The organism is Nocardia sp. NPDC058658 (assembly GCF_042716665.1).
Classification (GTDB): Bacteria; Actinomycetota; Actinomycetes; order Mycobacteriales; family Mycobacteriaceae; genus Nocardia.
Genome location: NZ_JBHXRR010000009.1, coordinates 55,274 through 67,056, shown reverse-complemented (window position 1 = coordinate 67,056; position 11,783 = coordinate 55,274). Strand labels below are relative to the sequence as shown.

The 11,783-nt window shown below is 62.7% G+C and carries 12 protein-coding genes; 6 read left to right on the top strand and 6 right to left on the bottom strand.

Going from position 1 to position 11,783, the window contains the following annotated elements:
• Position 1: 1 nt before the first annotated feature.
• The 5 genes from ACFWUP_RS15600 to ACFWUP_RS15580 form a co-directional block, all read right to left on the bottom strand.
• Positions 2-457: a hypothetical protein gene (locus ACFWUP_RS15600; RefSeq protein WP_379234708.1), complete on the bottom strand. Its 456-nt coding sequence runs from the start codon at positions 455-457 to the stop codon at positions 2-4.
• 15 nt (positions 458-472) lie between these two features.
• Positions 473-1,084: a DUF3558 domain-containing protein gene (locus ACFWUP_RS15595; RefSeq protein WP_379234707.1), complete on the bottom strand. Its 612-nt coding sequence runs from the start codon at positions 1,082-1,084 to the stop codon at positions 473-475.
• Positions 1,081-1,476 carry a hypothetical protein gene (locus ACFWUP_RS15590; protein WP_379234705.1) on the bottom strand — a complete coding sequence of 132 codons (396 nt, stop codon included), beginning with the start codon at positions 1,474-1,476 and terminating at the stop codon, positions 1,081-1,083. Before ACFWUP_RS15590 ends, ACFWUP_RS15595 begins: the two co-directional genes overlap by 4 nt.
• Entirely contained in the window at positions 1,473-2,258 is a 786-nt protein-coding gene (locus ACFWUP_RS15585) for an ESX secretion-associated protein EspG (RefSeq protein ID WP_379234703.1), read from the bottom strand. Before ACFWUP_RS15585 ends, ACFWUP_RS15590 begins: the two co-directional genes overlap by 4 nt.
• A 1,869-nt stretch (positions 2,259-4,127) precedes the next feature.
• Positions 4,128-4,670: a GtrA family protein gene (locus ACFWUP_RS15580; protein ID WP_379234700.1), complete on the bottom strand. Its 543-nt coding sequence runs from the start codon at positions 4,668-4,670 to the stop codon at positions 4,128-4,130.
• Positions 4,671-4,920: 250 nt separating this feature from the next.
• On the opposite strand from ACFWUP_RS15580, the gene ACFWUP_RS15575 reads away from it, so the two are divergent.
• From ACFWUP_RS15575 to mutM, 5 genes are all read left to right on the top strand, one after another.
• The gene (locus ACFWUP_RS15575) at positions 4,921-5,694 is read left to right on the top strand and encodes a DivIVA domain-containing protein (RefSeq protein WP_379234698.1); all 774 of its coding nucleotides are present in this window, start codon (positions 4,921-4,923) and stop codon (positions 5,692-5,694) included.
• An 88-nt stretch (positions 5,695-5,782) separates the two neighbouring features.
• Positions 5,783-6,388 carry a YceD family protein gene (locus ACFWUP_RS15570; RefSeq protein ID WP_379234696.1) on the top strand — a complete coding sequence of 202 codons (606 nt, stop codon included), beginning with the start codon at positions 5,783-5,785 and terminating at the stop codon, positions 6,386-6,388.
• 81 nt (positions 6,389-6,469) lie between these two features.
• The gene (rpmF, locus tag ACFWUP_RS15565) at positions 6,470-6,652 is read left to right on the top strand and encodes a 50S ribosomal protein L32 (RefSeq protein ID WP_040708879.1); all 183 of its coding nucleotides are present in this window, start codon (positions 6,470-6,472) and stop codon (positions 6,650-6,652) included.
• Positions 6,653-6,676: 24 nt separating this feature from the next.
• Positions 6,677-7,411: a ribonuclease III gene (gene rnc / locus ACFWUP_RS15560; protein WP_379234694.1), complete on the top strand. Its 735-nt coding sequence runs from the start codon at positions 6,677-6,679 to the stop codon at positions 7,409-7,411.
• Between the two features lie 3 nt (positions 7,412-7,414).
• Positions 7,415-8,275: a bifunctional DNA-formamidopyrimidine glycosylase/DNA-(apurinic or apyrimidinic site) lyase gene (mutM, locus tag ACFWUP_RS15555; protein ID WP_379234692.1), complete on the top strand. Its 861-nt coding sequence runs from the start codon at positions 7,415-7,417 to the stop codon at positions 8,273-8,275.
• Between the two features lie 395 nt (positions 8,276-8,670).
• Here the strand turns inward: mutM and ACFWUP_RS15550 are convergent, their stop codons facing one another.
• Positions 8,671-10,101, bottom strand: coding sequence for a PIN-like domain-containing protein (locus ACFWUP_RS15550; RefSeq protein ID WP_379234690.1), 1,431 nt, complete (start codon positions 10,099-10,101; stop codon positions 8,671-8,673).
• Positions 10,102-10,695: 594 nt separating this feature from the next.
• Between ACFWUP_RS15550 and ACFWUP_RS15545 the strand changes: the two genes are divergently transcribed.
• On the top strand, positions 10,696-11,667 hold the full coding sequence (locus ACFWUP_RS15545) for a hypothetical protein (protein ID WP_379234688.1): 972 nt from the start codon (positions 10,696-10,698) through the stop codon (positions 11,665-11,667).
• Positions 11,668-11,783 lie beyond the last annotated feature (116 nt).

Genomic DNA, 11,783 nt, shown 5'->3' with positions numbered 1-11,783 from the left:
TTTACCTCCCCCGGTTTCGGCGCAGAAACTCATCGTTCTCGCGCGCGAGTTCTTCGTACTCCAGCCGCCGGGCGAGGTCGTCGCCGGGGTCGCTGGTCGCATGGTGTGGTCGCGTGTTCGTCGTCGGTACCGGCGGTGGGATCGGCCGGCTCATCGCGTCGACCGTATTCGCTACTGCTTCGGCGACTCGACGGTCGGACCGGAACTCTGCCAGCGCGTTCGCCGCGTTCGAGCGCGCCTCACGCAGTGCGTGGGCAGCGAGCTCGGTGAGAAGTTTGCTGAGGCCGTCGCCGCCGAGTACCAAGACCTTGTTGTCGATGTGGATGCTTATCTCGCCGTCAGCGCACGCGTCGATCCTGACGAGTCCGTTCGCGGCGGTGACGGTGGTTCGGGCCGTGGTCAGCGCGTGCGCGAGGTTTGTTGTGCGCTGAGTGAGTGGATCCAGGTTGCCGGTCATTCTTCCCCTCCGTTCCTACTGGTCAGGCAGTGTTGCTTCAACCGCTTCGGCGGCCTCGCGAATGTGGTCGCAGGCGCGCCAGTCGGTTTGCGGCGAGTTTGATATACGGATTTGAATCACACCATCCGGCCCTTCCATGGCGATGTAGCACGCACTAGCGGACTTCGAGGTATACGAAACGGCCGGTCGACTATGAACGGTGGTGTCCTGGGAACCCTCAAACTTCTTCGCCTGAACCTCGCCGAGGGTGATGCCCGACGACCACACGGTCATGCTCCCTACGCGGTCCATCCGATCACTGAATCGAGCCTTCTCGAGACGCTCGAATTCACAGCCGATAAAGGCGTAGTCCTCGAAGACGTAGTCGTTGCGTTCGCGACTCGTTGTCGCGAAGCCGAGACGTTCAGGTACTGAATCCGGGACGGTGAAACAAGGGTCGTAGTCTACGCTGATCCCGGCACGGGAAGGCTGATGCGGCGCGGGCGCTACGGTCACCTGCATAGACACTGTAGTTGTCAACTGGGCCCCGGACGGACTAGTTGGCGGCGAGTCGTCGGTTCCACAGCCGACGAGAACGGCTAGCGCGCAACTTGCCCAACCAGCACCGATCAGTTTGCGCAGGCTCATGATTGGCCGCCCAGCGTGCCGGCCTGGTGTTGTAGTCGTCGCTGGTTCAAGTCGTCGACCTCGGTGGTCATTTTTCCTGCGATCAGGAATCCTTCCTGGATGTCGTAGATACCGTCGATAAGCTGGTTCAGAACATGCTTGCCCTCGGTGGCCTTCCAGATGAACCCAGCGCGTAGTTCCTTGGCCGAGTCGAAACCGCCGAAACTTCCAGCTGCCTCGGCCTCGTCGAGCGAGTCCCTTATCGCAGCCAATTCGCTGATTACCTGGTCATACCAGTCAATAATCGCGCGTACGCCATCCGGGTTGTACTCGAAGGTGCCGCTCGCGGCGACTTCACGGAAAGCACCGATCTGGGCCTGCCCGTAGTCAATCTTCGGTAGCTGCCCGCTCATGACACACTCCTTCGCAGATTGTCGGATCGCAGACCAGCATGCCGACGGAGCTCCTGCGCGATCCGGGCAGGCGAGGCCGCCGTGACGATGGTTTCGTGGTTGCGCACCTCGACCAGATAACGACCGGACGCGAACTGACCGGATGGGATATCGATCCAGGACAGGTAGTGAGGCGGCCATGGTCGGGCGCTCGTCAGGTCGCGTTCGATGATGAGTTGACCTTCAGCACTGCGGGGTAGCCGGGCAAGCTTGCGGATTCGTTCATCCACCGGTAGGCGGCCATCCTCGGTCTTGCCCCAACTGGTGGGTGGCTCATCGCCACGAACTCGCGGTGTGTAGCCGAGCATCGACCCGGCGCCCCCGGGTTCGGCGGATGGCATCGTCGCGACCACGTGCGCGGCAGCGGCGAACGGGTCTGCCAAGACGAGACGAATGGGTCCGCTGTGCTCGCGGGCTCCTGGCTGCTGGTGCAGGATCACCGCTACCCGCTCGCTGATGGCGGCATGGGTCCTTATCTCGTAGCCGTTGGATGTAGTGCCAAAGCAGCGAATCCGGCTGATCGGGTGGGCGAGTGCTTCGAAGACGGGTCGCAGTGCCACGACGGCAAGGGCAGGGAAACGTTGTTCGAACGCGCGGGTTTGCCGGGCATACTCCTCGACGGTCGTCGCGGTTTCCTGGATCCGTAACGGGTCAGGGAATCCGAACTCGTCACCGCGGGCGACAGTGCGCCACAACCAGGCGAATTCGTCTGCGGTGAGATCGATCGATGTACGTGCCGTCACCGCGTACCCTGCTCAGGTTCAGCGATACCAGCGGCGGGGCTGGTATCGGTGGTGCCCCAATCATATTGGCTGAGCAGTGCCGCGACCTCCGCGGACATCGCAGGCTCGACTGCGGCGGTGGATTCGGCCTCCGCCACGGTCTCCGTATGCGTCGGCTGGGCTGCCGGACGGTCTTCGTGATCTCGCGCCGCGTGCGCTACGTCGTTTACCCGTGTCGGTTCTGGGTCATTCGGTGCCGGTTCAGGCGAGATCGAGGCTGATTGGAGCGGGGCCGGCGTCGACGGTGGCGTAGTTGGCGCATACTCCATGGGAATTACTGGAGCTGGATTCACTTCGGCTGCAATAGTTTCGCCACCGAGGACCGCATCGTAGGTGGTAATTCCCTCGAGCCAGTCGGGCTGAACCCTGCGTAGATACTCCGGGGCGGTATGTTCCTCGTCTGGTTCGCCTTGTCGCTGACCCGCTCGGGCGCCTCCCATGGGGCCCATCATCGGCGACCCGGACGGGCGTGCGGCCGGGCCTCCGCCGGCGGCGGTCGATGCCGCACCGCTGGGCACGGGTTGTCCAAGTGCCGGAGCCCCCGGCGCGCCGGTACCCAGCGGTCCTCCCGCGCCCGGCACCGAGCCCGGAGATCCACTGCTGAGCGGCGTTGCCCCCGGGCCACCTTGAGGGGCCGAGTTGGTCGGCAGTGTTGCCGGTGCCGTGCCTGCTGGTGCGGTCTGCGCCGGTTCCGCTGGTGCGGCGCCGTCAGATCCCGCGCTGGCCTGGTCTGAAGTGCTATTCGACGAATCGCCTTCGTCGGCCTGCTCACCGGCGTCGGCGGGCGTGCCACCTTCGGTGGCGGGGTGGCGGGCGACCCATTTTCTGGCGAATCAGTCGAAGGGGTACCGCCAACCCCAGGGTCGCCTGCGCTACCCGGACCATTCGAATTTCCTTGTGCGCCCCCATCTCCCGCCAGTTCGGCGGGTACGAGGCTATATGCGGGAACGCCAGAACCCGCCGGCGGATATCCGGGCTTGTAGATCGAATTCATCGCGGCCACGTTTGCGGCTTTGACTTGATTTTCGGCTTCCCGATCCATGGTGACGGTCGCGGGATTCGGTATGCCGGGAATCAGAGACTGTGCGGGGTTGTTCGGGTCGACGGTGACTGTCGGCGTCGGTGGTTTCTGCACGGCGGTGCGCACGGCTTCGGCTGTGTAATAGAGCTGTTCGGCGCGACCGGTGACGGCGGAAAACACTTCCGCGATCTGGTTGGCGACCTGGCCGAGTCGAGCCGCGGCCGCTGCCGCCGCATCCCCGGCTTGCCCAGTGAGCGCGCCGTCGTTGAGCAGTGCGTGGACGCGGGTCTGCATACCGAGCGATACCGTCCCGAGGTCGGATGCCGCTGAGTTCCACACCGTGCGGATGGTTTCCAGGCCCGTGACATCCATACCGCCCGGCCCGCGCACCGAGTCGTACAACTGTTGTGCTGGCATGCCTTCGAATCGTTCATCGGTGAGCGCGTAATCCGAATCCGTGCCCGCGCCCTTGCCCACTAGAGCTTCGGTGGCAGCTTTCACTCGCCGCTGAGTCGCTCCGAGCTGCTCGACAATCTGCTGCCCTGCGCCGCTCGGCGCCGCCCCGATATCGAGAATGATCGGCAGGACACCGCCGCCCCCACTGGAATCCCCGCCCATCAGATTTCCCCCACTGCATTTAGACAATCCGCATGACCATTGAGCAGCTTAGTGCATGCCTAAACGACGTGGTCAACGGTGCATCGACCCGAGTAAAGCGAGGGCCAAGCAGGCGGTCCAGTTCAGTCGATCTCGGCAAATTCAGACCGAACGGTCTTCGCTTTGCGTGAATTGGGCTCCTGGTACAGGTGCTATGCCGCAGGTAGGCGAAAGAGCCCGCGTAGGGCCAGGAAGCGCATGCCGCCGACTGCCGCTGTGATGGCGAGGACGGTCAGTGCCTGCGTGATGTCACCCAAACCGGGCGCCCAGAAATCAAGTCCGGCCAGGCACGCGGTGGTGATCGCGAGCCCGATCAGCGCGATCCCGCCGCCCTCCCACTGCGCGGTGAACCAGGTGACCCGGTCCGTGGCGTGGAAGGTGAGCTGGCGGTGGAACTCGTTGGCGATAACCGTGCTGACCACCGACCCGGCCACATTCGCGACCAGCGGGCCGACGCTGTGCACCGCGAAGAACAACAGCACATAGGCAATATTGCTCGACCCGCCGACGAGGGCGAATCGGAAGAGCTGGGGAAGGGCACGGTCGCCGCGCAGGTAGGTGAGTGCACCCTCGAACTGCGGACGCAGCGCGGGTGCGACTTCACTCGGCGTCACCACGGGGAACGGACCGGTCCAGGGAGTGAACATGCCCGCGACGTGCGACACCGGACTCCTAGGGGTTTCCAGGAGGGTCATTTCGACTCCGATCCCATGAACAGACGTCGAGGAGTACAACAGCGAAAAGGTTGTGGTGCTTCCCGGCGGACGGCGTTGTCGTGCTTACCGATGGTAGCCGAAGTGGAGGGCTGCACTCCACTTGATATTTGTGCGATCTTGGACACTGTCGCGACACACCGCGACGACATTCGGCACACGCGCCCCAGAAGGGCACACTGGGCGTCGGCGGTAGTGGTTTCGCCGGGATCGAAGCAGGAGGGTTGTGAGCATGTATCGCGTATTCGAAGCACTCGACGAACTGGTCGCCATCGTCGAAGAGGCGCGCGGCATTCCGCCGACCCGCAGCTGCATAGTGCCGCGCGGCGATGTCCTCGAGCTCCTCGACGACGTCCGCGACGCGCTACCCGGTGAACTCGACGACGCCCAGGACGTCCTCGATCACCGCGACAAGATCGTCGGCGACGCCCGCACCGGCGCGGAAACCACGGTCACCGCGGCCAACGAGCAGGCGCGCACCACCATCGACTCCGCGCGCGCCGAGGCCGACCGCATCCTCGCCGACGCCAAGGACCACGCCGACCGGATGGTCGCCGAGGCCACCGCGCACGCCGATCGCCTGGTCACCGCCGCCCAGGCAGAGGCCGACCAGGTCGTCGCCGACGGCAATGCCGAATACGACGAGCTCACCAGCCGCGCCCAGATCGACGCCGACCGGGCCATCGAGTCGGGCAAGGCCTCCTACGAGCGCTCGGTCGCCGACGGCAAGGCTGAACAGGCCCGCCTGGTCGCCCAGACCGAGGTGGTGCGGGTGGCGCACGCCGAATCCGCCCGCCTGATCGACGAGGCCCAGGCCGAGTCCGACCGGGTGCGCACCGAATGCGACGACTACGTCGACGAGCAGATGGCCGATTTCGGCAACCGGCTCGCCGCGATGGAGGAGACGCTCAACACCACCCGGCGCTCGATCACCCGCGGCCGCCAGCAGATGCGCGGCGCGCCGGGCGCCGAATACCCCGAATACGCCGCCGACCACCGCCGCTGACCGATCCGGGCGTTTTGAATTCCGGCGGGGTCCTGCCGTACTGTGGAGTGGTTGCCCATTGTCCCCTCAACGGTAAGTGAGATCAGTGATGTCCGCCGGTTCCGGTTCGCCCGCGCGTCCACGCAAGACCAATGGTCCTGTGTCGGAGGCCGGTTTTGTGCTGGACGTCCGCAATCTCGGCCGTCGGCCGGGGACCATGCGGGAGTTGCGTCGCACTGTCACCGACCACGAGCGGCTGGGTCTCGACCTGATCGCCATCCCGGCCGACGCCGAGGTGGAACTCGACCTGCAACTGCAGGCCGTCTCGGAGGGTGTGCTGATCACCGGCACGGCGTCCGGGCCGACGGTCGGGGAGTGCTCGCGCTGCCTCGAACCGTTCGACGACCAAGTGGAGATTCGTCTGACGGAGCTGTTCGCCTACCCGGACAGCAACACCGAGAAGACGACCGAGGACGCCGAGGTCTACCGCATGGAAGACGACCTCGTCGATCTCGAACCGGTGATCCTCGACGCCATCGGGCTGGAGCTTCCGCTGCAGCCGCTGTGCTCCCCGGACTGCGCGGGCCTGTGCCCCGAGTGCGGTGTGCGGATGGCGATTGCGGGTCCTGATCATGGGCATGAGATACTGGACCCTCGCTGGGCGAAGTTGGCGAATTTCGCGACTGAAGAGCCCGGTACCGGCGACCCCGCCTGAGGGTTCCACCACCAAGACCAAACCGCTGCCGCGGCATTCCGATGCCGGTGTAGTCAGCGAAAACCAAGAGGAGAAGTAGCCGTGGCTGTTCCCAAGCGTCGGATGTCGCGTTCCAACACCCGGTCGCGGCGCAGCCAGTGGAAGGCCACCGCGCCGACCCTGGTCACCTGCCCGAACCGCGCGTGTGGTGAGAAGACCCTCCCGCACATCGCGTGCCCGTCCTGCGGTACCTACAAGGGCCGCCAGGTCACCTCTGCAGTCTGATCGTTGTAGATCATTCCTAGCAACGTGACAGCCAGTAAAGACAATGTGGGCGCGGCCGATGAAGCCAGCCTGCTCACCGCCCTCGGTGTCGACGTACGACCGGAGCTTCTGCGCCTCGCGCTGACGCACCGGTCGTACGCGTACGAGAACGGCGGTTTGCCGACCAACGAGCGCCTCGAGTTCCTCGGCGACTCGGTACTCGGCCTCAGCATCACCGAGCGCCTGTATACCGAGCATCCGGAGAAGTCCGAGGGTGAGCTCGCGAAACTGCGCGCCAGCGTGGTGAACATGCACGCGCTCGCCGAGGTGGCGCGTGGTCTCGGCGACGGCGGACTCGGCCAGTACCTGCTGCTCGGTAAGGGCGAAGAGCTCACCGGCGGCCGTGACAAGCCGAGCATCCTCGCCGACGGTATGGAGTCGCTGCTCGGTGCGGTGCACCTCGAGCACGGCATCGAAACCGCGCGTGAAGTGGTGCTGCGCCTGTTCGCCGATCTGCTCGAGCGTGGTCCCCGCATGGGCGCGGGCCTCGACTGGAAGACCAGCCTGCAGGAGCTCACCGCCGAGCGCGGTCTCGGCGTGCCCGCCTACGAGATCACCTCCACCGGGCCCGACCACAACAAGGAGTTCACCGCCACCACGGTGATCGCCGGTCATCCCTACGGTTCGGGTGTGGGGCGCTCCAAGAAGGAAGCCGAGCAGAAGGCAGCCGGTACCGCCTACAAGGCGCTCACCGACGAATCCTCTTCTGATAAAGCCTGATCCGTGCCCGAACTGCCCGAGGTAGAGGTTGTTCGGCGCGGTCTCGCCGATCATGCGGTCGGCCGGGCCATCGATGCTGTCACCGTCACCCACCCGCGAGCTGTGCGCAGGCACGTCGCGGGTGGTGCTGATCTGGCGGCCCGGCTCACCGGCTTGCGGATCGACTCGGCGCAGCGGCGCGGAAAATATCTCTGGCTCACGTTCGATGAGCCCGATACCGCGCTGGTCGTGCATCTGGGCATGAGTGGTCAGATGCTCGTCCAACCCGCCGACGCGCCCGTCGAGAAGCACGCGCACATCCGGGCCGTGCTCGGTGACGGCGCCGAACTGCGCTTCGTCGACCAGCGCACCTTCGGCGGCTGGGCGCTCGGTGAACTCGTCGAGGTCAACGGCACCGTGGTGCCCGATTCGGTGGCCCATATCGCGCGCGACCCGCTCGATCCACTCTTCGACCGCGAAGCCGTGGTCGCGGCCATCCGCGCCAAGAACACCGAGATCAAACGCGTCCTCCTGGACCAGACGGTGATCTCGGGCATCGGCAACATCTACGCCGACGAGGCACTGTGGCGGGCCGGTCTGCACGGCACCCGCATCGCCGCCGACCTCACCCGCCCGGTCGTGCGCACCCTGCTCGACGGGGTCACCGCGGTCATGACCGAAGCGCTGGCAGTCGGCGGCACCTCCTTCGACGCGCTCTACGTGAATGTGAACGGTGAATCCGGCTATTTCTCCCGGTCACTGGCCGCTTACGGGCGCGAAGACGAACCCTGTGATCGGTGCGCGACGCTGCTGATTCGAGAGCAATTCATGAACAGATCGTCGTTTTCCTGTCCGAAGTGTCAACGGAAGCCGCGCCGCCGCTGAACCGGGCAGGCGAGGAAGTGTCAGTGGTGTGCGTCGCAGGTCGATCATGAGTCGCCATACAACGTTCCGGTACTGCGTCGGCCCTCCGTCGAGCAGTCCGACATGCGCGTAAGGTATGCAGGTGGGACCCGATTCGCATCAGCCATAGTCTCAACATCGTGAAAACCGCTCTCGCCCAACGCCAAATCCACACCATGTCCCGTCTCGGACGGCAGCGCTGTCGCTACCGTCCCAGTCACGGATGAACTTGCCCGTCTGTAGCATCGAGGCAATCAGCGGTGTCGAGGCGACCTGACCTTCGCGCCCGCCGATGGCGACTGCCTGGCCGTAATAGCTTAAAAATGTTGTACGCCTGCCTTAATACCCCACGCTCCCATCCGGGCCTATCAGGAAAATCAGTCTTCTTTGCTTAGAACTCGATCTAAGTCGGCGCGATCGTAACAGTCATCATTGCAGAATCCGATATATCCGTAATTGTAAGAACCGTACTCGCCGCCATCCGTGCGCGGAATTGGTAGTTCACAGTAGCGGCATTCAGCCTCAGGCTTGAGTAGCTCATTTGCGCGCCAGATATTTCCAAGCTCATCAACTGTGACTGGAAAATAAGCACCGCCAATACGCGTGTCCAGCGTATCGCCGATCAGAAGGGGAGAATCTACGTCCTCAAGGTCTTGGTTGGTAAGCTGTCCAGTTGAGATAGCCTCCCATTTATTGCCACGCTTTATCCATTGCTTTACACCCCATGCTCGAACAACCCGCCCACCCTCTGCAATTATGAGCGGATTCGATTGGTCTCTCACCTGAGCTCCGACAATCCAATACCTAAGGTCTACGGCTTCGAGATCCTCACCACTAAGATGGGCGTAACTTGCTCTACGTGAAATCGTTGGAAAGTAGTGTACCGCCGCGGAGCGTGCGGCATCATAGATTCTGTCACGCGCTTCATCGTCCAAGTCGGGAAACGACTGAGCAAACTGAGTCGAATCGACGAAAGTAATTTTGCATCCACTCTCGGCTTCGAACTCTAAGAGAAGCTCCATCCGACCGTGGACAGGCTGCTTATTTTGAAAATGCCACCAGTCCTCCTTTTTGTCGTCTGAGACGAAGACGATATCCGAATTACTATTCTTGGCATAGTCGATCATCTGTCGCCAGATCAAGTAATCGCCTGCGGCCAGTTCTCTAAGCTGCATTGTGTCGCTTACGTCGATTGGTTTCAGATTTTTCTTCGACTTATCTTTGAATCCCGGAGCTTCATTGCGACCTACGCGCCTGTTCCCTTCATTTACATGCTTGTCCCAATCAGAGTCAGAGAACTGCGGGCCGATTCTTCCGTCTATTACGTCAAGTATCGACCCCAAGATATAGTCATCCTCCGGGCGGACCGCGGGGCCCAATTCATCCAACCCGAGTTTTAGCCTGTCGATTTCTTCACGTATCACAGCATTAATGGTATTAGTGAACTCAGAATGGTCAGCTTGGGGAATACCGAGCCTCTCGTGCAGTCTCCTAAATGTTTCAAGTAGGCCACTCTTGGCCTCGTCTATATCCTTCTCTCGCTGCGCGATGTCATGTGCACGACCCGAAATTGCACCAACGCGCGAGCGATATAGCTCAGTGACTACCTGATGTGGAACGAAAAGTCTATCTTTTACGCTCACGAAAAGCTTCACATAGGCCTCTCGCGAACTGCGAGTGAAGCGGTACATATTGTTGAACACGTTCGTGTCAAACACTACCGTGGCGTTGCTTATTGCGGTCTCTACGTCATGATCGGTTGGACGTGTGTAGAATCGTTCGAATCCCGTCGGAATATTTTCGGTCACACTAGGCCCCCCGTCTCGTTGCGAATCGTCCATAAAGATGGTAGCAGGATCTCATGCGCCGGGTCGACTTCACCATAGATGTCGAAGTTAAGGAGTCCTAAGCGTCCGTTCTCTTGCGTCCTTATCCAACTTATTGGTGGAAACATCACTATCCACCCTTGCGACCAAGCATGTCTTCAGTACATCTGTCACGGCGGGATTCGATCGGGTGCAGGGCTAGACGCCTGTTGCCCCGTTCGGGGCCGAATTTGCGAGGTCCGGAAGTATCCGAAGGCAGTCCGATTTCGTGAATGTCATCTGTTGCCGAAGTCCGGTCATTTCGGCGGGTCCTCGGGGACCACGTGTCGCTCCGCCCTCAACGGGTGGACAGTACGATTGTCCATCGCCTCGGCGATTGCAGCCCGGATTTCCCGGCGCTCGGTCTCTGATCTCAGCAGCTCGACGTCGTTCCGCGTCTTCCTTCGGTTCATCCCGCTCCGCACGCCGACGATCTGCAAGCTCGTCTCTGCGTGGCCTGGTGGCTGTGTCCATACCGATGAACGAACTGACGTGGCGCGAACTAGAGATGTCAGACCCATCCATGACACTTGAATTATGGATATCGACGAACCGTTCGTATCTGCGGTGCAGAAAGCCGTGACGCCTCGCGAAGCCGACGTGTTGGTGGCGCGCACGGCAATCCTGGCGGCGCTCGCCGATGCGACAGAACCGGTCCTGCTGACCGACTTCGAGGACCGATGGCTAGCCGCAGTCGGCGTTCGGAGGCCAAATGAGCGCTCCACCTTCACGGGCCAGCCGGCGGCAGAAGGAAGGCTGCTCGCGCCGCCGGACCCGTCAGATCCGCATCTGACAGTGTTCCGTGGTCGCCACGCCATTCGCCAAGCGGTGGCGCAGCTTCTCGCCGAAGGCATCCTTGCCCGTAGTGCGGGAAACCAGTACGACCATCAGCCAGAGCTAATCCCGATCACCATCCCAGGCATGGGCACGACCGTGCCGGTGACCGTCCATTCTCCGGATATCGGCAGTGGCAGCGGCAGCGTACCGCGATACATGGCAGTGAGGCCTTCACCCACCGACGGCAGTGACACGCTTCTCCCTGTCGATGAGCTGCTGGCCGACCTGGACGAGATTCTCGGAGTACGCGGCAAAGAACTGGTGCGGGAGAGCCGACATGCTCTCCAGCGCGGTCTGTATCTCGCGTCGTCCAGCCTGCTGGCGGCAGCGTCAGAGGCGGCGTGGTTCAACCTCGCACGGATGGTGCCCTCACCACCGAGTGCGCTCACGAAAAAGGTCGAGGAAGGACGCGAAGTTGCCGCGGTGATCCAGCTGACCAGTGCTGTGATGCGCGAGAGGAGGATCACCAGCACCGTCCGGATCACAGAGGTCGTCGCTCAAGCACACAATTTACGTGATGTCCGGAACTACGCTCTCCATCCCGTAGAGCCGCATGACGCCGACCGCGAGACCTGGAAGACGGAGGTCGGCGCGACGCTACTCACCATTTCTGCGCGGCGCTACTTCGTGAAGCTTTCCGAGCTCGGGAATCGCCTCTCGGAGTCCGCTTGAATCACGAGGGCAGCTTCGCGGCCAGGCCGGTCGCGAGGGCCATCAATGGTAGCGAACAGCGCCCACGCGGCGTTCGCGGTGCCCCGCTTTTCACGGTCTGATCAGCGTGTCCGTCT

Excerpts from the sequence above, each read along its gene's own strand:
- ACFWUP_RS15590 (WP_379234705.1), bottom strand. The coding sequence starts at position 1,476 with ATGAGCGGGCAGCTACCGAAGATTGACTACGGGCAGGCCCAGATCGGT.
- ACFWUP_RS15595 (WP_379234707.1), bottom strand. The coding sequence starts at position 1,084 with ATGAGCCTGCGCAAACTGATCGGTGCTGGTTGGGCAAGTTGCGCGCTA.
- ACFWUP_RS15580 (WP_379234700.1), bottom strand. The coding sequence starts at position 4,670 with ATGACCCTCCTGGAAACCCCTAGGAGTCCGGTGTCGCACGTCGCGGGC.
- ACFWUP_RS15600 (WP_379234708.1), bottom strand. The coding sequence starts at position 457 with ATGACCGGCAACCTGGATCCACTCACTCAGCGCACAACAAACCTCGCG.
- ACFWUP_RS15545 (WP_379234688.1), top strand. The coding sequence starts at position 10,696 with ATGGATATCGACGAACCGTTCGTATCTGCGGTGCAGAAAGCCGTGACG.
- ACFWUP_RS15570 (WP_379234696.1), top strand. The coding sequence starts at position 5,783 with ATGTCCGCCGGTTCCGGTTCGCCCGCGCGTCCACGCAAGACCAATGGT.
- ACFWUP_RS15575 (WP_379234698.1), top strand. The coding sequence starts at position 4,921 with ATGTATCGCGTATTCGAAGCACTCGACGAACTGGTCGCCATCGTCGAA.